Source organism: Pseudomonas sp. AS2.8 (assembly GCF_014190935.1).
In the GTDB taxonomy this organism is placed as follows: domain Bacteria; phylum Pseudomonadota; class Gammaproteobacteria; order Pseudomonadales; family Pseudomonadaceae; genus Chryseomonas.
Genome location: NZ_JACHVV010000002.1, coordinates 810,217 through 830,263, shown reverse-complemented (window position 1 = coordinate 830,263; position 20,047 = coordinate 810,217). Strand labels below are relative to the sequence as shown.

The 20,047-nt window shown below is 66.6% G+C and carries 18 protein-coding genes; 14 read left to right on the top strand and 4 right to left on the bottom strand.

Features of this window, described 5'->3' with window-relative positions:
• Positions 1-73 precede the first annotated feature (73 nt).
• The 8 genes from dnaE (at position 74) to ispD (ending at position 11,150) form a co-directional block, all read left to right on the top strand.
• On the top strand, positions 74-3,595 hold the full coding sequence (gene dnaE / locus FHR73_RS10790; RefSeq protein WP_183631049.1) for a DNA polymerase III subunit alpha: 3,522 nt from the start codon (positions 74-76) through the stop codon (positions 3,593-3,595).
• Positions 3,596-3,735: 140 nt separating this feature from the next.
• Complete coding sequence (locus tag FHR73_RS10785) at positions 3,736-4,686, top strand: acetyl-CoA carboxylase carboxyltransferase subunit alpha (protein ID WP_133859810.1); 951 nt, start codon at positions 3,736-3,738, stop codon at positions 4,684-4,686.
• 10 nt (positions 4,687-4,696) lie between these two features.
• Complete coding sequence (tilS, locus tag FHR73_RS10780; RefSeq protein WP_183631047.1) at positions 4,697-6,013, top strand: tRNA lysidine(34) synthetase TilS; 1,317 nt, start codon at positions 4,697-4,699, stop codon at positions 6,011-6,013.
• A 142-nt stretch (positions 6,014-6,155) separates the two neighbouring features.
• Positions 6,156-7,784, top strand: coding sequence for a CTP synthase (locus tag FHR73_RS10775; RefSeq protein ID WP_183631040.1), 1,629 nt, complete (start codon positions 6,156-6,158; stop codon positions 7,782-7,784).
• A gap of 2 nt (positions 7,785-7,786) precedes the next feature.
• Positions 7,787-8,635, top strand: coding sequence for a 3-deoxy-8-phosphooctulonate synthase (kdsA, locus tag FHR73_RS10770; protein WP_183631039.1), 849 nt, complete (start codon positions 7,787-7,789; stop codon positions 8,633-8,635).
• A 79-nt stretch (positions 8,636-8,714) separates the two neighbouring features.
• Positions 8,715-10,004 (top strand): phosphopyruvate hydratase, encoded by a 1,290-nt coding sequence (gene eno / locus FHR73_RS10765; RefSeq protein ID WP_183631037.1) that lies wholly within the window; start codon positions 8,715-8,717, stop codon positions 10,002-10,004.
• A gap of 166 nt (positions 10,005-10,170) precedes the next feature.
• On the top strand, positions 10,171-10,449 hold the full coding sequence (locus tag FHR73_RS10760; RefSeq protein ID WP_007159473.1) for a septum formation initiator family protein: 279 nt from the start codon (positions 10,171-10,173) through the stop codon (positions 10,447-10,449).
• Positions 10,449-11,150, top strand: a complete 702-nt coding sequence (gene ispD, locus FHR73_RS10755; protein WP_183631036.1) for a 2-C-methyl-D-erythritol 4-phosphate cytidylyltransferase — start codon at positions 10,449-10,451, stop codon at positions 11,148-11,150. The genes FHR73_RS10760 and ispD overlap by 1 nt, the downstream gene beginning before the upstream one ends.
• A gap of 3 nt (positions 11,151-11,153) precedes the next feature.
• Here ispD and yedF read toward each other — a convergent pair whose 3' ends face one another.
• The 4 genes from yedF to FHR73_RS10735 form a co-directional block, all read right to left on the bottom strand.
• On the bottom strand, positions 11,154-11,402 hold the full coding sequence (yedF, locus tag FHR73_RS10750; protein ID WP_007159471.1) for a sulfurtransferase-like selenium metabolism protein YedF: 249 nt from the start codon (positions 11,400-11,402) through the stop codon (positions 11,154-11,156).
• Positions 11,368-12,594 carry a selenium metabolism membrane protein YedE/FdhT gene (gene yedE, locus FHR73_RS10745; RefSeq protein ID WP_183631035.1) on the bottom strand — a complete coding sequence of 409 codons (1,227 nt, stop codon included), beginning with the start codon at positions 12,592-12,594 and terminating at the stop codon, positions 11,368-11,370. The genes yedF and yedE overlap by 35 nt, the downstream gene beginning before the upstream one ends.
• 71 nt (positions 12,595-12,665) lie before the next feature.
• The gene (locus tag FHR73_RS10740; RefSeq protein ID WP_183631034.1) at positions 12,666-13,832 is read right to left on the bottom strand and encodes a hypothetical protein; all 1,167 of its coding nucleotides are present in this window, start codon (positions 13,830-13,832) and stop codon (positions 12,666-12,668) included.
• A 107-nt stretch (positions 13,833-13,939) separates the two neighbouring features.
• A complete protein-coding gene (locus tag FHR73_RS10735) occupies positions 13,940-14,842 on the bottom strand; it encodes a LysR substrate-binding domain-containing protein (protein ID WP_221191489.1) in 903 nt (300 codons plus the stop codon).
• A gap of 103 nt (positions 14,843-14,945) precedes the next feature.
• Here FHR73_RS10735 and FHR73_RS10730 point away from each other — a divergent pair, with 103 nt between their 5' ends.
• From FHR73_RS10730 to FHR73_RS10705, 6 genes are all read left to right on the top strand, one after another.
• A complete protein-coding gene (locus FHR73_RS10730) occupies positions 14,946-16,058 on the top strand; it encodes an S-(hydroxymethyl)glutathione dehydrogenase/class III alcohol dehydrogenase (protein WP_183631033.1) in 1,113 nt (370 codons plus the stop codon).
• Positions 16,059-16,097: 39 nt separating this feature from the next.
• Positions 16,098-16,952, top strand: a complete 855-nt coding sequence (gene fghA, locus FHR73_RS10725) for an S-formylglutathione hydrolase (RefSeq protein ID WP_183631032.1) — start codon at positions 16,098-16,100, stop codon at positions 16,950-16,952.
• Positions 16,953-17,018: 66 nt separating this feature from the next.
• The gene (ispF, locus tag FHR73_RS10720) at positions 17,019-17,492 is read left to right on the top strand and encodes a 2-C-methyl-D-erythritol 2,4-cyclodiphosphate synthase (RefSeq protein ID WP_183631031.1); all 474 of its coding nucleotides are present in this window, start codon (positions 17,019-17,021) and stop codon (positions 17,490-17,492) included.
• A complete protein-coding gene (gene truD / locus FHR73_RS10715; protein ID WP_183631029.1) occupies positions 17,489-18,547 on the top strand; it encodes a tRNA pseudouridine(13) synthase TruD in 1,059 nt (352 codons plus the stop codon). Before ispF ends, truD begins: the two co-directional genes overlap by 4 nt.
• A complete protein-coding gene (gene surE, locus FHR73_RS10710) occupies positions 18,535-19,290 on the top strand; it encodes a 5'/3'-nucleotidase SurE (protein WP_183631027.1) in 756 nt (251 codons plus the stop codon). Before truD ends, surE begins: the two co-directional genes overlap by 13 nt.
• 38 nt (positions 19,291-19,328) lie before the next feature.
• Entirely contained in the window at positions 19,329-19,967 is a 639-nt protein-coding gene (locus FHR73_RS10705; protein WP_007159462.1) for a protein-L-isoaspartate(D-aspartate) O-methyltransferase, read from the top strand.
• Positions 19,968-20,047: the final 80 nt, after the last annotated feature.

Here is a 20,047-nt window from a genome sequence, read left to right as displayed (position 1 = left end):
CCGTCGCGGCGGTCTGACCCCGGGTCGACAATCCAGTACAATCTCGCGCCTCATGCATCAAGGGGTCTCTGCCATGTCCGCATCCTTCGTCCACCTGCGCCTGCACACGGAATACTCCCTGGTCGACGGGATCGTGCGGGTGAAGGGGCTGGTCAAGGCCGCCGAAGCGGCCGGGATGCCGGCCGTGGCGGTGACCGACCAGGGCAACCTCTGCTCGCTGGTCAAGTTCTACAAGGCCGCCATGGGTGCCGGGATCAAGCCCATCGCCGGCGCCGACATCTGGCTGGCCGGTCGCGATGGCGATGCGCCGCTGAGCCGCATGACCCTGCTGGTCATGAACGCCAAGGGTTATCGCAACCTCACCGAGCTGCTGTCGCGGGGCTTCCAGGAAGGTCAGCAGGATGGCCAGATCGTTATCCAGCGCGACTGGGTGAAGGCCGCCAGCGAAGGCCTGATCGCCCTGTCCGGTTCCAAGGAAGGCGAGATCGGCCTGGCGCTGCTCGAAGGCGATCTGGCCCTGGCCGATCAGCTGTTCGAGGAATGGCAGCAGGTCTTCCAGGATCGCTTCTATCTGGAGGTGCAGCGCACCGAGCGAGTCGGTGACGAGGAGCACCTGCATGCCGCCGTGGCCCTGGCCGATCGCTGCGGGGGCGCCCTGGTGGCGACCAACGACGTGCGCTTTCTCAAGGCCGAGGACTTCGAGGCTCACGAGACCCGCGTCTGCATCGGCGAGGGCCGTCCGCTGGACGATCCCCGTCGCGAGCGCAAGTACAGCGACCAGCAGTACCTGAAGTCGGCGGCCGAGATGGCCGAGCTGTTCAGCGACCTGCCCGAGGCGCTAGAAAACACCGTCGAGATCGCCAAGCGCTGCAATATCGAGATCCAGCTGGGCAAGTACTTCCTGCCCAACTTCCCGATTCCCAACGGGATGACCATCAACGATTACCTGCGCCATGTGTCCTTCGAGGGCCTGGAAGAGCGCCTGGCCGTGCTCTGGCCGCGGGAGACCACGCCGAATTACGAAGAGAAGCGCCAGGAGTACGTCGACCGACTCAACTTCGAACTCGACATCATCATCCAGATGGGCTTCCCCGGTTACTTCCTCATCGTGATGGACTTCATCAAGTGGGCGAAGAACAACGGCGTGCCGGTCGGCCCCGGCCGGGGCTCGGGTGCCGGCTCCCTGGTCGCCTACGTACTCAAGATCACCGACCTCGATCCGCTGGCCTACGACCTGCTGTTCGAGCGCTTCCTCAACCCCGAACGGATCTCCATGCCCGACTTCGACGTCGACTTCTGCATGGACGGGCGCGACCGGGTGATCGAATACGTGGCCGATCTCTATGGTCGCGAGGCGGTGAGCCAGATCATCACCTTCGGCACCATGGCCGCCAAGGCGGTGGTGCGCGACGTGGCGCGGGTGCAGGGCAAGTCCTATGGCCTGGCCGATCGCCTGTCGAAGATGATCCCCTTCGAAGTGGGCATGACCCTGCAGAAGGCCTTCGAGCAGGAAGAGGTGCTGCGCGACTTCCTGGCGACCGACGAGGACGCCAAGGAAATCTGGGACATGGCCCTCAAGCTCGAGGGCATCACCCGCGGGACCGGCAAGCACGCCGGGGGCGTGGTGATCGCGCCGACCAAGCTGACCGACTTCTCGCCCATCGCCTGCGACGAGGACGGCAACGGCCTGGTGACCCAGTTCGACAAGGACGACGTCGAGCAGGCCGGTCTGGTCAAGTTCGACTTCCTCGGCCTGCGCACCCTGACCATCATCAAGTGGGCGCTGGAGACGATCAACCGCGAGCAAGCCAAGCAGGACCTGGAGCCGATCAACATCGACTTCATCCCGCTGGACGACAAGCCGACCTACGCCCTGCTGCAGAAGGCCGAGACCACCGCCGTCTTCCAGCTGGAATCCCGCGGCATGAAGGAGCTGATCAAGAAGCTCAAGCCGGACTGCCTGGAAGACCTCATCGCCCTGGTGGCGCTGTTCCGCCCCGGTCCGCTGCAGTCGGGCATGGTGGACGACTTCATCAACCGCAAGCACGGCCGCGCCGAGCTGGCCTATCCGCATCCGGACTACCAGTACGACGGCCTGCAGCCGGTGCTGGCGCCCACCTACGGCATCATCCTCTACCAGGAACAGGTGATGCAGATCGCCCAGGTCATGGGCGGCTACACCCTCGGCCAGGCGGACATGCTGCGCCGGGCCATGGGCAAGAAGAAGCCCGAGGAGATGGCCAAGCAGCGCGGTGGCTTCATCGAGGGCTGCGCCAACAACGGCATCGATGGCGAGCTGGCCGGCAACATCTTCGACCTGGTGGAGAAATTCGCCGGTTACGGCTTCAACAAGTCGCACTCGGCCGCCTACGGCCTGGTGTCCTACCAGACCGCCTGGCTGAAGACCCATTACCCGGCGCCCTTCATGGCCGCGGTGCTGTCGGCGGACATGCACAACACCGACAAGGTGGTGATCCTCATCGAGGAATGCCGCCACATGAAGCTGCGCATCGACACGCCGGACGTGAACATCTCCGAGTTCAAGTTCACCGTGAACGACGGCGGGCGCATCGTCTATGGCCTGGGTGCCATCAAGGGCGTGGGCGAGGGGCCGGTGGAGGCCATCGTCGAGGCGCGTGCCGAAGGGCCCTTCAAGGACCTCTTCGACTTCTGCGCGCGGGTGGATCTCAAGCGCATCAACAAGCGCACCCTGGAAGCCCTGATCCGCTCCGGTGCCCTGGACCGCCTGGGCCCGCACTACCATGACGAGATCAAGGCCTATCAGGCGACCATCGACCAGAATCGCGCCGTGCTGCTGGCCGCCATGGAAGAGGCCATCGCCTCCGCCGAGCAGACTGCCCGCAGCCACAACAGTGGTCACGTGGACCTCTTCGGCGGCGTCTTCGCCGAACCCGAGGCCGACGTCTATGCCAACCACCGGCGTGCCCGCGAGCTCAATCTCAAGGAGCGTCTGCGCGGCGAGAAGGAGACCCTGGGGCTGTACCTGACCGGTCACCCCATCGAGGAATACGAAGGCGAGGTGCGCCGCCTGGCGCGCCAGCGCATCGTCGACCTCAAGCCGTCGCGCGAAACCCAGACCGTGGCCGGGCTGATCGTCAACCTGCGGGTGATGAAGAACAAGCGTGGCGACAAGATGGGCTTCGTCACCCTGGACGATCGCTCCGGGCGCATCGAGGCCTCGCTGTTCGCCGAGGCCTTCAATGCCGCCCAGGCGCTGCTGCAGACCGATGCCCTGGTGATCGTCGAGGGCGAGGTCAGCCAGGACGACTTCTCCGGTGGCCTGCGCCTGCGCGCCAAGCGGGTGCTGGGGCTGGAGGAAGCCCGTACCGCCCTGGCGGAAAGCCTCAGGATCGCCGTGCGCAGCGAGGCGCTGGCCGGCGATCGGCTGCGCTGGCTGGGCGAGTTGTGCGGTCGCCATCGTGGCGCCTGTCCGGTCACCATCGACTACCAGGGGCCCACCGCGCGGGCGCTGCTGCAGTTTGGCGAGAACTACCGGATCGACCCGGCCGATGGCCTGATTCAAACCCTGCGTGACCAGTTCGGCAGGGAGAACGTCTTTCTGAACTATCGTTAAGTCCGAGCGCCTCGTGCGCTCCGTCCCAACCCTCGCCAGCGGCGGGTGCCGGTGACGTGGCAGGAGTCTCGACCTGTCCCGTCCGATCCCTTAAGGTAGGCGCCCCGGCCCCTGGCTCTAGATTGCACTAACGGATGCCCATGAACCCGAACTATCTCGATTTCGAACAGCCTATCGCCGATCTCCAGGCCAAGATCGAAGAACTTCGACTGGTCGGTAACGACAATGCGCTGAACATCAGTGACGAGATCGCCCGGTTGCAGGAGAAGAGTCAGGCGCTCACCAAGAGCATCTTCAGCGACCTGTCCAGCTGGCAGGTGGCCCGTCTGGCCCGGCATCCGCTGCGTCCCTACACCCTCGACTACATCAGCTACCTGTTCAGCGATTTCGAAGAGCTGCACGGTGATCGCCACTTCGCCGACGATCCCGCCATCGTCGGTGGCATCGCCCGCCTGGAAGGCCGTCCGGTGATGATCATCGGTCACCAGAAGGGCCGTGAAGTGCGCGAGAAGGTCCGCCGCAACTTCGGCATGCCGCGTCCGGAAGGCTATCGCAAGGCCTGCCGCCTGATGGAAATGGCCGAACGCTTCAAGATGCCGATCCTGACCTTCATCGACACCCCCGGCGCCTACCCGGGCATCGACGCCGAAGAGCGCGGCCAGAGCGAGGCCATCGCCTGGAACCTGCGGGTCATGGCGCGCCTGAAGACCCCCATCATCGCCACCGTGATCGGCGAGGGTGGTTCCGGTGGCGCCCTGGCCATCGGCGTCTGCGACCAGCTCAACATGCTGCAGCATTCCACCTACTCGGTGATCTCGCCGGAAGGTTGCGCCTCGATTCTGTGGAAGACCGCCGAGAAGGCGCCCGATGCCGCCGAGGCCATGGGCATCACCGCCGAGCGACTGAAGAGCCTGAACATCGTCGACCAGGTGATCGACGAGCCCCTGGGTGGCGCCCACCGCGATCCCCAGACCATGGCCAATAGCCTGCGCAGCGCACTGCTGGAGCAGCTGGATGAACTCAAGGGCTACGACCTGCCGGCGCTGCTGGACCGTCGTTACAAGCGCCTGATGAGCTACGGCATTTCCTGATACCGCTGCTATGAGTCTGCTGGACCGGTTGCACGCCCGCCTGGAGCGGCAGCCGCCCACCCGTCATTGGCGGGTGGGTTTTTCCGGCGGACTCGACTCCACCGTTCTGCTGCACCTTTTCGCGCAACTACGTGCGCGCGGGCTGCTGGCCGACCTGCAGGCGGTGCATGTGCACCACGGCCTGCAGGCCGCGGCGGATGCCTGGGTCGCGCATTGCACCCGGGTCTGCCAAGCGCTGGCCATTCCTCTCGATATCCTGCACGTCCGCGCCGATGGCGCCGCCAGTCTCGAACGGGCTGCCCGCGAGGCGCGCTATGCCGCCTTCACGCAGGTGCTGCCTGCCGATGGCTGCCTGGTGCTGGGCCAGCATCGCGACGATCAGCTGGAGACCCTGTTGCAGCGGCTGGTACGCGGCGCAGGTGTGAAGGGCCTGGCCGGCATGCCTGAGACCCGGTCGCTGGCGGCCGGTCGCCTCTGGCGCCCGCTGCTGGACGAGCCCCGTGCCGCACTGCTGGCCTATGCCGAAGCCGAAGGGCTGGACTGGATCGAAGACCCCAGCAATGCCGATACCGGGCTGGATCGCAATTACCTGAGGCATGAGGTGCTGCCACGGCTGCGCCAGCGCTGGCCGGGGGTCGATCAGGTCATGGCGCGCAGCGGCCGTCACCTGGCCGAAGCCGACGAACTGCTCGGCGAACTGGCCAGCCTGGATCTGCAGCGAGCGCGCCTCGGCGAACAGCCTTTCTCCTGGATTCCCTTGCCCAGTCTGGCCCTGGCCCCCTTGCAGAGCTTGAGCGCAGCCCGCCAGCGCAATGCCCTGCGCGCCTGGCTGGATGCGCTGACGCGCCAACCCGACAGCGCCCATTGGGCCGGCTGGCAGGCGGTGCGCGAGGCGGGCGCGGCCAGCGATCCCGTCTGGCGCCTCGAAGGCGGCAGTGTGCGCCGTGGAGCAGGACGGATCTGGTGGGTGCCGGACGCCTGGCAGGTCAGGCCGTCGCCGCAGGCGATCGCCGCTCAGGTCAGCACCCTGGAGCTGAGGGGCAATGGTCGTCTGATCTTCACTGGGCAGGGCGCCGAAGCCGGTTGGCGGATCGGCTATCGCCAGGGGGGCGAGCGGCTGGTCGTACCCGGTCGCGGCCTTCGCGATCTCAAGCGCCTGCTCAATGAACGGGAGGTCCCGCCTTTTCTGCGCGGCCGTTTGCCGCTGCTCTGGCGAGGCGACGAACTGCTGGCCGTGGCCAATCTGCCCGGTCTGAGTGCTCTGCCAGAGGGAGGGCGGCTTGAGTGGCAGCCCGCAGACGGCATGGGTGGGTTTGAGCTGGGATGACCTTTAGGCTAGACTACGCTCCCGTCTTATACCGCATTTTCCGCTCGCCCCGAGTGGACGGTGTGCATTGGTCCGGCGCCAGGCCGACCGCTCTCGCTTTCATCGGCGGCTCTCCGCCTCAACGCAGATTCTAGGAATTTTCATGACGCGCTTTATTTTCGTCACGGGCGGTGTTGTTTCTTCTTTGGGGAAAGGCATCGCCTCGGCCTCCTTGGGCGCCATTCTGGAAGCGAGAGGGCTGAAGGTCACCATGCTCAAGCTGGATCCCTACATCAACGTGGATCCCGGCACCATGAGCCCCTTCCAGCACGGCGAGGTGTTCGTCACCCATGACGGCGCCGAGACCGACCTGGACCTGGGTCACTACGAGCGGTTCATCCGCACCACCGTGACCCAGAACAACAACTTCACCACCGGTCGCATCTACATGGACGTCCTGCGCAAGGAGCGTCGTGGCGACTACCTGGGCGCCACCGTGCAGGTGATCCCGCACATCACCGACGAGATCAAGCGGCGCATCATCAAGGGCGCCGGCGATGCCGACGTGGCCCTGGTGGAGATCGGCGGTACCGTCGGCGACATCGAGTCGCAGCCCTTCCTCGAAGCCATCCGCCAGTTGCGGGTGGAGATCGGGGCGCGCCGCGCCATGCTGATGCACCTGACCCTGGTGCCCTACATCGCCACCGCCGGCGAGACCAAGACCAAGCCGACCCAGCATTCGGTCAAGGAACTGCGCTCCATCGGCCTGCAGCCCGATGTGCTGATCTGCCGTTCCGACCACACCGTCGACAGCTCCTCGCGGCGCAAGATCGCCCTCTTCACCAACGTCGAAGAGCGCGCGGTCATCTCCCTGGAAGACGTCGACACCATCTACCGCATTCCCTCCGTGCTGCACGCCCAGGGCCTGGACGAGTTCGTCGTCGAGCGCTTCGGCCTGGAGTGCAAGCCGGCCGATCTGTCCGAGTGGGATCGCGTGGTGGACGCCAAGCTCAACCCCGCGCAGGAAGTCACCATCGCTATGGTCGGCAAGTACATGGAACTGCTCGACGCCTACAAGTCGCTGATCGAGGCCATGACCCACGCCGGCATCCAGAGCCGCACCAAGGTCAACCTGCGCTATATCGACTCCGAGCACATCGAGCAGCAGGGCACCCATCTGCTCAAGGGCGTGGACGCCATCCTGGTCCCCGGCGGCTTCGGCCTGCGCGGCGTGGAAGGCAAGATCGCCACCGTGCAGTACGCCCGCGAGAACAAGATTCCCTACCTGGGCATCTGCCTGGGCATGCAGGTGGCGGTCATCGAATTCGCCCGTAACGTGCTGGGCTGGAAAGACGCCAACTCCACCGAATTCGACAAGGCCAGCGGCCACCCGGTGGTCGGCCTGATCACCGAGTGGCAGGACGCCACCGGCGCCACCGAGATCCGTACCGAAGGCTCCGACCTGGGCGGCACCATGCGCCTGGGTGCCCAGGAGTGCCAGCTCAGCGCCGGCACCCTGGTGCACGACTGCTACGGCCAGGACGTCATCGTCGAGCGCCATCGTCACCGCTACGAGGTCAACAACAACCTGCTGCCGCAGATCCAGGCCGCCGGCCTGAAGATCTCTGGTCGCTCGGGCGACGGCGCCCTGGTGGAAGTGGTGGAGGCCCCGGATCATCCCTGGTTCGTCGCCTGCCAGTTCCACCCGGAGTTCACCTCCACCCCGCGTGACGGCCATCCGCTGTTCAGCGGCTTCGTCAACGCCGCCCTGCGTTACGCCAAGAAGGATTGAGCATGACCGTGCAGAAGATCGTCCGCGTCGGCAACATCGAGATCGCCAACGACAAGCCCTTCGTGCTGTTCGGCGGCATGAACGTGCTGGAATCCCGCGACCTGGCCATGCAGGTGTGCGAGCAATACGTCAAGGTGACCGAGAAGCTGGGCATCCCCTATGTCTTCAAGGCCAGCTTCGACAAGGCCAACCGCTCCTCGGTGACCAGCTATCGCGGTCCGGGCATGGAAGCCGGCCTGCGCATCTTCGAAGAGCTCAAGGCCACCTTCGGCATGCCGGTGATCACCGACGTCCACGAGCCTTACCAGGCGGCTCCGGTGGCGGCGGTGTGCGACATCATCCAGCTGCCGGCCTTTCTTTCGCGGCAGACCGACCTGGTGGTGGCCATGGCCAAGACCGACGCCGTGATCAACATCAAGAAGGCCCAGTTCCTCGCGCCCCAGGAGATGAAGCACATCCTCGCCAAGTGCGAAGAAGCCGGCAACGACCAGCTGATCCTCTGCGAGCGGGGCTCCTCTTTCGGCTACAACAACCTGGTGGTCGACATGCTCGGCTTCGGCATCATGAAGAGCTTCGGCTACCCGGTGTTCTTCGACGTGACCCATGCCCTGCAGATGCCGGGCGGGCGTGCCGACTCCGCCGGCGGCCGCCGCGCCCAGGTCACCGACCTGGCCAAGGCCGGCATGAGCCAGGGCCTGGCCGGTCTGTTCCTCGAAGCCCATCCGGATCCCGAACATGCCAAGTGCGACGGCCCCTGTGCCCTGCGCCTGGAGAAGCTGGAGCCCTTCCTGGCCCAGCTCAAGGCGCTGGACGAGCTGGTGAAGTCGTTCACGCCGATCGAAACTGCCTAAGCGGCGGCTGAACCAAAAGGCCCAGGCGCAGCCGAAGGCTGATCCGTCAATGACCGGTAACATGGAGATCGATACAAAAATGGCTAACATCGTCGACATCAAGGGACGTGAGGTCCTGGATTCCCGCGGCAACCCCACCGTTGAAGCGGACGTGATCCTGGACAATGGTATCGTCGGTCGCGCCACCGCGCCGTCCGGCGCGTCCACCGGTTCGCGCGAGGCACTGGAGCTGCGCGACGGCGACAAGAGCCGCTACCTGGGCAAGGGCGTGCTGAAGGCCGTGGGCAACATCAACGGCCCGATCCGCGACCTGCTGCTGGGCAAGGATCCGAGCGACCAGAAGGCCCTGGACCGCGCCATGATCGAGCTGGACGGTACCGACAACAAGGCCAAGCTGGGCGCCAACGCCATCCTGGCCGTGTCCCTGGCGGCCGCCAAGGCCGCTGCCGAAGACCAGGACCTGCCGCTCTACGCCCACATCGCCAACCTGAACGGCACCCCCGGTCAGTACTCCATGCCGGTGCCGATGATGAACATCATCAATGGCGGCGAGCATGCCGACAACAACGTCGACATCCAGGAATTCATGGTCCAGCCGGTCGGCGCCAAGAGCTTTGCCGACGCCCTGCGCGTGGGTGCCGAGATCTTCCATCACCTCAAAGCCGTGCTCAAGGCCCGTGGCCTGAGCACCTCCGTGGGTGACGAAGGCGGCTTCGCGCCGAACCTGGCCTCCAACGCCGACGCCCTGGCGGCCATCGCCGAAGCGGTGAAGAACGCCGGCTACGCACTGGGCACCGACGTGACCCTGGCCCTGGACTGCGCCTCCAGCGAGTTCTACAAGGACGGCCAGTACGACCTGTCCGGCGAGGGCAAGGCCTTCGACGCCAACGGTTTCGCCGACTACCTGGCCGGGCTGACCGAGCAATTCCCGATCATCTCCATCGAAGACGGCATGGACGAGTCCGACTGGGCTGGCTGGAAGGCCCTGACCGACAAGATCGGCAGCAAGGTGCAGCTGGTGGGCGACGACCTGTTCGTCACCAACACCAAGATCCTCAAGGAAGGCATCGAGAAGGGCATCGGTAACTCGATCCTGATCAAGTTCAACCAGATCGGCTCCCTGACCGAGACCCTGGAAGCCATCCAGATGGCCAAGGCCGCCGGCTACACCGCGGTGATCTCGCACCGCAGCGGCGAGACCGAGGACTCCACCATCGCCGACCTGGCCGTGGGTACCGCCGCCGGTCAGATCAAGACCGGTTCGCTGTGCCGTTCCGACCGCGTCTCCAAGTACAACCAGCTGCTGCGCATCGAAGAGCAGCTGGGTGCCAAGGCGCCTTACCGCGGTCGTGCCGAGTTCCGCAGCTAAGAGCTGTGCGACCGCGGAGGCGATGACTCGCGTCATCGCCTCCCGCCACGTCCGACGGACCACAGGATAGATGCCCAGTTTACAAGCGTAGAGCTGGGCTTCTATCCTGTTTTCGTCTCTGCCGCCGCCTTTGCGGCATCCGCCGTCCGCGAATCCGTTATCTCCCATGCGAAGTCCCTACTGGCTGTTCCCCTTCCTGCTTCTGCTGCTCGGCGGTCTTCAGTATCGCCTGTGGGTCGGTGATGGCAGCTTCGCCCAGGTGCGCGAACTCAAGCAGCAGATCGCCGACCAGAATGGTGAGAACAAGCGCCTGCTGGAGCGCAACGAGATCCTCGAAGCTGAGGTCGTCGAGCTCAAGAAAGGCATGGAGACCGTCGAGGAGCGTGCCCGCCACGAACTCGGCATGGTCAAACAAGGCGAAACCCTTTTCCTGCAATCCAAATAATGTCCCTTCTGCCTTCCTTCTGGGCGGTCATCCCCGCCGCGGGCGTGGGTGCGCGGATGCGTGCCGACCGACCCAAGCAATACCTCGACCTGTGCGGCCGCAGCCTGCTGGAACGCACCCTCGACTGTTTTCTCGACCACCCGCGCCTGCGCGGCCTGGCGGTGAGCCTGGCGCCGGAAGACCCCTGGTGGCCGACGCTGGCCTGCGCCCGCGATGCCCGCATCCTGCGCGCCCCCGGTGGTCGCGAACGGGCCGACTCCGTGCTGGGGGGCCTGTTGCTGCTGAGCGAGCAGGGCGCCACCGACGGTGACTGGGTGCTGGTGCATGATGCCGCGCGGCCCAATCTCCACCGCGAGGATCTCGACCGGCTGCTGGCCGAGCTGGCCCAGGACCCGGTGGGTGGCCTCCTGGGCGTACCGGCGCGGGATACCCTCAAGCGCGTCGGCCGCGATGGCCGGGTGAGCGAGACCGTGGATCGCAGCCAGGTCTGGCTGGCCTATACGCCGCAGATGTTTCGCCTCGGCGCCCTGCGTGACGCCCTGAGCGCCGGCCTGGCAGCGGGCGCCGCCATCACCGACGAGGCTTCGGCCATGGAGTGGGCCGGGCATGCGCCGCGCCTGGTCGAAGGCCGCGCGGACAACATCAAGGTCACCACTCCCGAGGACCTGCAGCGGCTGCAACGGGTCTTCGCCGAGGTCTAACCCTCAGGCCCGCAGCGGCACCTCGATGAGAAAGCGGAACAGTGCGCCATGCTGTTCCACCGCCTGGCAATCGTAGCCCTGGCGCCGGGTATCTTCCGGAATGCCGTGGATCGACTGGGCGCAATCGGTGATCACCTCCAGGAGATCGCCGGGCTGCAGGGTCTGCAAGGTCTCCAGGGTGGCGATGGCGTTGTAGGGGCAGTGTTCGCCCCGTAGATCAAGCGACAGCGTCGGCGTCTTGGCGAGCGTCATGGACAGGCTTCCGGGGACGAGTGAAACGGCGGGCGTTGAGTTGCACCAGCAGCAGGCAGAGGGCCAGACCGGCAAAGGTCAGCAGCAGGCCGCTGCCGGGGCCTGCCTGCTGCAGCAGATTGATCCTGGGATAGGGCAGGGCGAGTGCGCTGCCCAGACGGTCCCAGTAGACCGCCACCAGGGTCCCGCCGATGACGTTGCCCAGGCCCACCACCCAGAAATGCAGCTGGCCTTCCACCGCGCGGTACATCCAGCCGGTCTCGCAGCCACCGGCGAGGACGATGCCGACGCCAAACAGTAGGCCGCCGATCACGGCGTTGGGGCCCATCCAGAAGATCTTGGGCGCCATGCCGAGCTGGATGGCGCCGAAGGTGCCAAGGCAGGCCACCGCCATGCCCAGCAGGATGCCGGTCGCCGCCTGGGTACGGCCAGTGGTCCAGAGGTCGCGGGCGGCGCTGGTGAAGCAGATCTGCGCCCGCTCGATCAGGCCGCCAAAGACCAGGCCGAAGAGGGTGGCCAGACCCAGGACCAGGGAGACCTCGAAACGCCAGGCGGCGAAGAGCAGCGCCACCACCAGCACGGCCAGGCCCAGCCGCCCCTGGCGACGTGCGCGCCGGGCCAGTTGCCCGGCATCGGGCAGGGTGGCGGCGCGGGCGGTGACCTTCAGCGGAATGCGCAGCCAGGGCAGCAGGGTCAGCTTCACGCCAAGCCAGGCGCCGGCCACCGTGGCCAGCATGAAGGCCCAGGCATGCAGCGAGAACATGGGAATGCCGGTAAAGAAGGCCGCCAGGTTGCAACCCATGGCCAGGCGGGCACCAAAGCCGGCGATGATGCCGCCGACTAGGCCCTGGAGCAGCCGGCGGCGACTGGTTGGCCAGCGCAGGCCGACGTTGCCGGCCCAGAGGGCGCAGGCCAGGGCGCCCAGGAGCATGCCGATTATCATGACGCCGTCGATGCGATCTAGGGGCGTGCCCTGCAGGCCGATCAGCCGAAAATAGCTCCAGTCCCGTACCGGGACGCCGAACCAGGCCAGCACATGGCCGCCCCAGCGGGTGAATTCGCCGGTCACGGCCCAGAAGGTTCCGGTCAGGGCAAAGTAGTAGGCCGAAGCGACGCCGAGGGCGATTAGCGTGGGCAGGGGCGCCCAGAAGCGTAGCAGATAGCGCTCGCGAAAGGCGGCTAGGGCAGACATGGTGACATCCTTGGCAGGGGCGGATTGGCGCTGAAGTCTAGTTCAAGCACCAATCCGGTCCAGCGCAGCGGCTAGTAGCGATAGATGGCCGCCACGCCGGTGCCGCCAGGCATCCGCTCGCGTGGCAGGACCAGCACCTCGCCACCCTGCTGCAGGGCCTGAAAGCTGAACTCGTCCAGCAGGTCATCGGCATTGGCGCCTTCCGGCTTGGCGGGGACCAGCAGGCGCCGCTCCAAATCCAGATAGCCGGGAATATGCCGATCGGCTTCCACCAGCAGGGTGTCGACCCGGGCATCCAGCAGCGCGCCGCCGATGTCTTCCAGGCGATCCGAGGCCAGTCCCTGGCCATAGCGCTGGGCGTAGGTGTCCAGCAGGTCATCGAGGCGCTGCTCCAGGCGAGGTGCCATCACCGCCCACGCCTTGGCGCGCAGCATGTCGTTGTCCATTGGGCCGGGATCGCCGGTGATGCCTTCCGGCAGCAACTGGGGATTCTGACTCAGGCGGCGAAAGGCGGCCTGATGCTCCGGCAGGGCGGCCAGCACCAGGGGCAGGCGGGCGGTGTTGCTGTGCACCCGGGTCAGGGCGCGGTCCAGGGCCAGGAAGTAGCGCTCGCGATCGGCGTCCTGCTCGTCATGCTTGCTGATGCCGCCGGCGTTGTGCTGCATGGAGTCGCCACGCTCGCCGGCCCGGCTGAAGCCCTGGGGCAGGCCGCGCTGGTTGCCTTCGGTCAGCTCGGTGCCGAGGGCGTCTTCCAGGGTGCGGGGCACCCCTTCGCCCAGTTCCACCTCCACCAGGTTGTCTCGGCTGCCTTCGAACAGGTGCGCCTGGTTACGGGTCAGGCACAGCACCTGATAGCGATCCCGCGCCTGAGCCAGGCGCAGCAGCGGCTGCAACTGAAAGTGGTGATTGACCCGCGCGGTCTCTTCCAGGGGGTCCAGTACCTTGAGCACCCTGAGCTGATCGCGGTCGCGCAGGATGGCCAGGCCGCCGCGCGGGTAGTGCCAGAAATCGGCGTTGTCCACCAGGGCCTGCAGCGGCGCCAGTAGCGCGGCGTGATCGGCTTCGGGAAAGCGCTCGACGAGTTCCGCTTCCAGCTGCCGCAGCAGATTCTTGAAGCGGATGACATTCTGCTCACGCTGCGGAAAGGCGCGCTCGGTGGGCATGTAGAGAGACAGGCAGGGCGGCGTCGCCTCCTTCATCCAGGTGGTGAGTGCGTGATGATCGAGGGTGTCGTTCATGGGACCTCCGGCTGCAGGAGTCGCCGTGACACCACCGGCAGGGCGGAGTCAGGGCGACCGACACCCCTTTCGAAGGCCGCCCGAAAGACCCGGTTCCTCCGCTGCGCTCAGCTTCCGGATGGGTGGCGAGCGCCGGGGCGCGGGGTGCTCAGGCCCTGCTTGAGGTGCTCCACCAGCAGGCGAATCTTCGGCGAGAGAAAGCGCCGCTGCGGATAGAGCGCCCAGACCGCGCTGTTGGGTGGCTGACGGTTGTCCAGCAGGGCGCGCAGCTCGCCGCGGGCCAGATGCGGCAGGACGTAGTAGTCCGGCAGCTGGCACAGGCCGAAGCCGCGCAGGGCGGCGTCGAGCACCGCCTGGCCGCTGTTGCAGCGCCAGGACCCCTGAACGCGGTGCAATACCTCGCGATCGTTTTCGCGAAAGCTCCAGATGTCGCTGGTGCCCACCAGGCAACGATGGCGACTCAACTCGGACAGGGTGTGGGGCGCGCCGAAGCGCTCAAGGTAGCTGGGCGCGGCGCACAGATAGAGCTCGCGCGGCGCCAGGCGGGTCGCCACCAGGCGGGAATCGGCCAGGCGGCCCAGACGGATGGCCAGGTCGTAGCCTTCGTGCAGCAGGTCGACGGTGCGGTTGGTCAGGTCCAGCTCCAGACTCACCTCGGGATGGCGGGCGAGGAAGTCGTTGACCAGCGGTACGACGAAACGCTCGCCATAGGTCACCGCGCAGGTCATGCGGATCAGCCCCTTGGGCTGGCTGGAGAGATCGCTGACCTCGCGCAGGGCTTCGTCGCGCGCCTCCTGCAGCCGGCGGCAGTGCTGCAGAAAGGTGTGGCCGGCTTCGGTGAGGGCGACGCTGCGGGTGCTGCGATAGAGCAGGCGCGCCTGTAGACGCTCCTCCAGGCGAGCGACCTGGCGACTGACATGGGAGGTCGAAGTGCCCAGCCGATCGGCGGCCTGGCCGAAGTGCAGGGTACTCGCCACCGAGACGAATTCATCGATGCCCTCCCAGCCCATGATTGTTTCCCTGTGGCAAAAATGAATTCCAGTATGCCCGATTGTTCCAGGAATTCTGGCGTCTAAACTAGTCTCTCGTTTTTTCGCCCCTCTGGAGTCGACCATGATCAAGTCCCGCGCCGCCGTAGCCTTCGCGCCCAACGAGCCCCTGAAGATCGTCGAAGTGGACGTCGAGCCGCCCAAGGCCGGTGAGGTGCTCATCCGCATCGTCGCCACCGGCGTCTGCCACACCGATGCCTACACCCTGTCGGGCCAGGATTCCGAAGGCGTCTTTCCCTGCATCCTCGGTCACGAGGGCGGTGGCATCGTCGAGGCGGTGGGCGAGGGCGTGACCTCGGTCGCCGTGGGCGATCACGTCATCCCGCTGTACACCGCCGAATGCGGCCAGTGCAAATTCTGCAAATCCGGCAAGACCAACCTGTGCAGCTCGGTGCGCGCCACCCAGGGCAAGGGCCTGATGCCCGATGGCACCACCCGTTTCTCCTACAACGGCGAGCCGATCTACCACTACATGGGCTGCTCCACCTTTTCCGAGTACACGGTGCTGCCCGAAGTCTCGGTGGCGAAGATTCCTGAGGAAGCGCCGCTGGAAAAGGTCTGCCTGCTGGGCTGCGGCGTGACCACCGGCATCGGTGCGGTACTCAACACCGCCAAGGTGGAAGAGGGCGCCACCGTCGCCGTCTTCGGCCTGGGCGGCATCGGCCTGGCGGCCATCATCGGCGCCAAGATGGCCAAGGCCAGCCGCATCATCGCCATCGACATCAATCCCTCGAAGTTCGACATCGCCCGCGAGCTGGGCGCCACCGACTTCGTCAATCCCAAGGATCACCAGAAACCGATCCAGGAGGTCATCGTCGAGCTGACCGACGGCGGCGTCGACTACAGCTTCGAGTGCGTCGGCAACGTCAACCTGATGCGCGCGGCCCTGGAATGCTGCCACAAGGGCTGGGGCGAGTCGGTGATCATCGGCGTGGCCGGAGCCGGCCAGGAGATCAGCACCCGCCCGTTCCAGTTGGTGACGGGGCGCGTCTGGCGCGGCAGCGCCTTCGGCGGCGTCAAGGGCCGCAGCGAGCTGCCCGGCTATGTGCGCAAGGCGCAGAGCGGCGAGATCCCGCTGGATACCTTCATCACCCACACCATGGGCCTGGAGCAGATCAACGAGGCCTTCGAGCTGATGCACGAAGGCAAGAGCATCCGCACCGTCGTCCATTACTGATCGCCAGGTGGGCGCCCGTGGGCGCCCTCTGCACGGGAGATGACCATGAGTCTCGAACTGCTCTCCAGCAACAAGAGTTTTGGCGGCTGGCACAAGCGCTATCGCCATCGCGCACGCAGTCTCGACTGCGACATGACCTTCGCCGTCTACCTGCCGCCCCAGGCGGAAGCCCGGAGCGACCTGCCGGTGCTCTACTGGCTGTCGGGACTGACCTGTACCGACGAGAACTTCATGCAGAAGGCCGGCGCCCAGCGCCTGGCGGCCGAGCTGGGCCTGGTGCTGGTGGCGCCGGACACCAGTCCGCGCGGTGAAGGGGTACCGGACGATCCCGACAAGGCCTGGGATTTCGGCCTGGGCGCCGGTTTCTACATCAATGCCACCCAGCAGCCCTGGGCCAGGCACTACCGCATGCACGACTATGTGGTGGAGGAGCTGCCGGCATTGATCGAGGCCAACTTCCCGGTCTCGGATCGCCGCGGCGTCAGCGGTCATTCCATGGGCGGCCATGGCGCCCTGATCTGCGCCCTGCGGCATCCGGGGCGCTATCGTTCGGTGTCGGCCTTCTCGCCCATCGTCAATCCGCTGGATTGTCCCTGGGGCCACAAGGCGTTCTCCAACTACCTGGGTGACGACCGCAGCGGCTGGGCGGAGTGGGATGCCTGCGCGCTGCTGGCAAAGGCCGAGGAGCGCCTGCCGCTGCTGGTCGACCAGGGCGAGCAGGACAGCTTCCTCGCCGAACAGCTCAAGCCCCAGGCCCTGCAGCGGGCGGCGGAAGCCGCGGGTCATCCGCTCGAACTGCGTCTGCAACCGGGGTATGACCACAGCTACTTCTTCGTCACCAGCTTCATCGACGACCACCTGCGGCATCACGCGGCGGCGCTCACGGCCCCCTGAGGGCGACGGGAGCCGTTGCCAGCCGGTAGAATCGACGCCCTGTCAGTCTCAAGGGCGTCTCTCTTCATGCGCATAGGTCACGGTTTCGACGTTCACGCCTTCGGCGAGGGTGACTTCATCACCCTCGGTGGCATTCGTATTCCCCACCACCATGGCCTGGTCGCCCATTCCGACGGCGACGTCCTGCTGCACGCCCTGGCCGATGCCCTGCTGGGCGCGGCCGCCCTGGGCGACATCGGCAAGCATTTCCCCGATACCGATCCGCGCTTCAAGGGCGCCGACAGCCGGGTGCTCCTGCGTCTTGTGGTCGGGCTGGTCCGTGAACAGGGCTGGAAGGTCGGTAACGTCGACGGCACCATCGCCGCCCAGGCGCCCAAGATGGCGCCACACATCGAGGCCATGCGCCAGGCCATCGCCGAAGACCTGCAGGTCGAGCTGGGCCAGGTCAACGTCAAGGCCACCACCACCGAGCGCCTGGGTTTCGTCGGGCGCGAAGAGGGCATCGCCGTGCACGCCGTGGCCCTGCTGCTGCCGCTATGACCGAAGACCAGCTGCTCGGGCCACGTGCCCATGGCGAGCCCTGCGGCCAGGCGATCCTCAAGGCCAGCGCCGAGGACTTCCAGGTGGACGAGGTGCTGGACATCCCGCTCAGCGGTGATGGCGAGCACCTCTGGCTGTGGGTCGAGAAGCGCGGCCTCAACACCGAGGAAGCCGTGCGCCGCCTGGCGCGCGCCGCCGGGGTGCCGCAGCGGGCGATCAGCTATGCCGGCCTCAAGGATCGCCAGGCGCTGACCCGCCAGTGGTTCAGCCTGCACCTGCCCGGCAAGGCCGATCCGGACCTGGCAGCCGCCTGCGACGAGACGCTGGTGATCCTCCAGCAGGGACGCCACCGCCGCAAGCTGCAGCGCGGCGCCCATGCCGCCAACGGCTTCCGCCTGCGCCTGACCGGGCTCCAGGCCGATCCGGCAGCGCTGGAGGCGCGGCTGCAGGCCATCGCCGCCGGCGGCGTACCCAATTATTTCGGCCCGCAGCGCTTCGGCTATCAGGGCGGCAACCTGGCGGACGCTCAGCAGTGCGCGCGCGAGCAGCGCCTGCCCGAGCAACGCAATCGGCGCTCGCGCACCCTGTCCGCGGCGCGCAGCTGGATGTTCAATCAGGTATTGGCTGGGCGTATCGCCGACGGCTCCTGGAATCGGGCGCAGGAGGGCGATCTGCTGGCCTTCACCGACAGTCGCAGCCACTTTCCGGCGACCGCCGCCGATCTGGCGGATCCGCGCCTGACGGCGCTCGATCTGCACCCCACCGGCCCGCTGTGGGGCGCCGGTGAATCCCCGGTGCAGGGACCGGCTGCGGCCCTGGAACAGGAAGTGGCCAGGGCCGCCGGAGAGCTGCCCGCCTGGCTGGCCGGTGCCGGCCTCTCGCATGAACGGCGCATCCTGCGCCTCCCCATCGGCGGCCTGACGTGGCATTATCCCGCTCCTGACATTCTGCAACTCGAATTCGTCCTGCCGGCCGGCTGTTTCGCCACCGCAGTGGTTCGCGAGCTGGTAACGCTTGGCGAGGCAGGGCAGACGGAACATCCATGCGACTTCTGATCGCCAACGACGATGGGGTGCTGGCCCCCGGTATCGCCGCGCTGCATGCCGCGCTCTCCGCCCGTGCGGACTACGAGTGCCAGGTAGTCGCGCCGCTCTATGACATGAGCGGCGTGAGCAGTGCCCTGACGCTGGACCGCCCCCTGCATCCGCAGCGCCTGCCCAACGGCTTCCTGGGCGTCAACGGCACGCCTACCGATTGCGTTCACCTCGGCCTCAATGGCCTGTTGGCAGAGACGCCGGACATGGTGGTGGCCGGCATCAACCTGGGCGCCAACCTCGGCGACGACGTCCTCTATTCCGGTACCGTGGCCGCGGCCATGGAAGGGCGCTTCCTCAACCGTCCGGCACTGGCCTTCTCGCTGGTGTCGCGCAGTGCCGACAACATGGCGGTGGCGGCCGAGATCGCTGCCCGCATCGTTGCCCTGCACGAGCGCTTCGATCTGCCGCCGCGCACCGTCCTCAACGTCAACATCCCGGATCTGCCGCTTGCGCAGATCAAGGGTCTGCAGCTGACCCGCCTGGGTCACCGCGCCCAGGCCAAGCCGCCGGTGCGCGAGGTCAATCCGCGTGGCAAGGCCGGCTACTGGATCTCGGTGTCCGGCGATGCGGTGGATGGCGGGCCGGGCACCGACTTCCATGCCGTGCTGGAAGGCTATGTCTCGGTGACGCCGCTGCAGTTCGATCGCACCTTCCGCGAGGGCTTCGCCGGCCTGCAGGCACTGACGGAGCTGCTGGCATGACTCAGGGGCAAGAGCATATGCAAAGACACGGCATCGGCATGACCTCCCAGCGCACCCGGGAGCGGCTCATCCAGCGCCTCTACGAAGAGGGGCTGTCCAACGCCCAGGTGCTGGAGGTGATCCGTCGTACGCCGCGTCACCTGTTTGTCGACGAGGCCCTGGCCCATCGGGCCTACGAGGACACGGCGCTGCCCATCGGACACAACCAGACCATCTCCCAGCCGTTCATGGTGGCGCGCATGACCGAGCTGCTGCTGGCCGGTGGTCCGCTGGACAAGGTCATGGAGATCGGCACCGGCTCCGGCTACCAGACCGCCATCCTGGCGCAGACCGTGGAGCGGGTGTTTTCCGTTGAGCGCATCCAGTCGCTGCAGGACAGGGCCAAGGAGCGCCTGCTCGAACTCAATCTGCGCAACGTGGTGTTTCGCTGGGGCGATGGCTGGGAAGGCTGGCCGGCGCTGGCGCCCTACAACGGCATCATCGTCACCGCCGCGGCGCGGGAAGTGCCCCAGGCGCTGCTCGACCAGCTGGCACCCGGCGGTCGCCTGGTGATCCCGGTAGGCGTCGACGAGGAGCAGAAGCTGCTGCTGATCGTGCGCGAAGCCGAAGGCTTCGTCCGCCACGAACTCAATGCCGTCCGTTTCGTGCCCCTGCTCAATGGACCCCTGGCCCAGTGAGCGACAGGGAACGTTACCCCGGTACCGCGCTCCAAGGCTGCCTGGCGGCTGCGGCAGCTTGAGGCCGGCGGGATGGCCGG

Bases quoted from the DNA above. Each gene is read 5' to 3' on its own strand.
- dnaE (WP_183631049.1), top strand. From the start codon at position 74: ATGTCCGCATCCTTCGTCCACCTGCGCCTGCACACGGAATACTCCCTG.
- FHR73_RS10785 (WP_133859810.1), top strand. From the start codon at position 3,736: ATGAACCCGAACTATCTCGATTTCGAACAGCCTATCGCCGATCTCCAG.
- tilS (WP_183631047.1), top strand. From the start codon at position 4,697: ATGAGTCTGCTGGACCGGTTGCACGCCCGCCTGGAGCGGCAGCCGCCC.
- FHR73_RS10775 (WP_183631040.1), top strand. From the start codon at position 6,156: ATGACGCGCTTTATTTTCGTCACGGGCGGTGTTGTTTCTTCTTTGGGG.
- kdsA (WP_183631039.1), top strand. From the start codon at position 7,787: ATGACCGTGCAGAAGATCGTCCGCGTCGGCAACATCGAGATCGCCAAC.
- eno (WP_183631037.1), top strand. From the start codon at position 8,715: ATGGCTAACATCGTCGACATCAAGGGACGTGAGGTCCTGGATTCCCGC.
- FHR73_RS10760 (WP_007159473.1), top strand. From the start codon at position 10,171: ATGCGAAGTCCCTACTGGCTGTTCCCCTTCCTGCTTCTGCTGCTCGGC.
- ispD (WP_183631036.1), top strand. From the start codon at position 10,449: ATGTCCCTTCTGCCTTCCTTCTGGGCGGTCATCCCCGCCGCGGGCGTG.
- yedF (WP_007159471.1), bottom strand. From the start codon at position 11,402: ATGACGCTCGCCAAGACGCCGACGCTGTCGCTTGATCTACGGGGCGAA.
- yedE (WP_183631035.1), bottom strand. From the start codon at position 12,594: ATGTCTGCCCTAGCCGCCTTTCGCGAGCGCTATCTGCTACGCTTCTGG.
- FHR73_RS10740 (WP_183631034.1), bottom strand. From the start codon at position 13,832: ATGAACGACACCCTCGATCATCACGCACTCACCACCTGGATGAAGGAG.
- FHR73_RS10735 (WP_221191489.1), bottom strand. From the start codon at position 14,842: ATGGGCTGGGAGGGCATCGATGAATTCGTCTCGGTGGCGAGTACCCTG.
- FHR73_RS10730 (WP_183631033.1), top strand. From the start codon at position 14,946: ATGATCAAGTCCCGCGCCGCCGTAGCCTTCGCGCCCAACGAGCCCCTG.
- fghA (WP_183631032.1), top strand. From the start codon at position 16,098: ATGACCATGAGTCTCGAACTGCTCTCCAGCAACAAGAGTTTTGGCGGC.
- ispF (WP_183631031.1), top strand. From the start codon at position 17,019: ATGCGCATAGGTCACGGTTTCGACGTTCACGCCTTCGGCGAGGGTGAC.
- truD (WP_183631029.1), top strand. From the start codon at position 17,489: ATGACCGAAGACCAGCTGCTCGGGCCACGTGCCCATGGCGAGCCCTGC.
- surE (WP_183631027.1), top strand. From the start codon at position 18,535: ATGCGACTTCTGATCGCCAACGACGATGGGGTGCTGGCCCCCGGTATC.
- FHR73_RS10705 (WP_007159462.1), top strand. From the start codon at position 19,329: ATGACCTCCCAGCGCACCCGGGAGCGGCTCATCCAGCGCCTCTACGAA.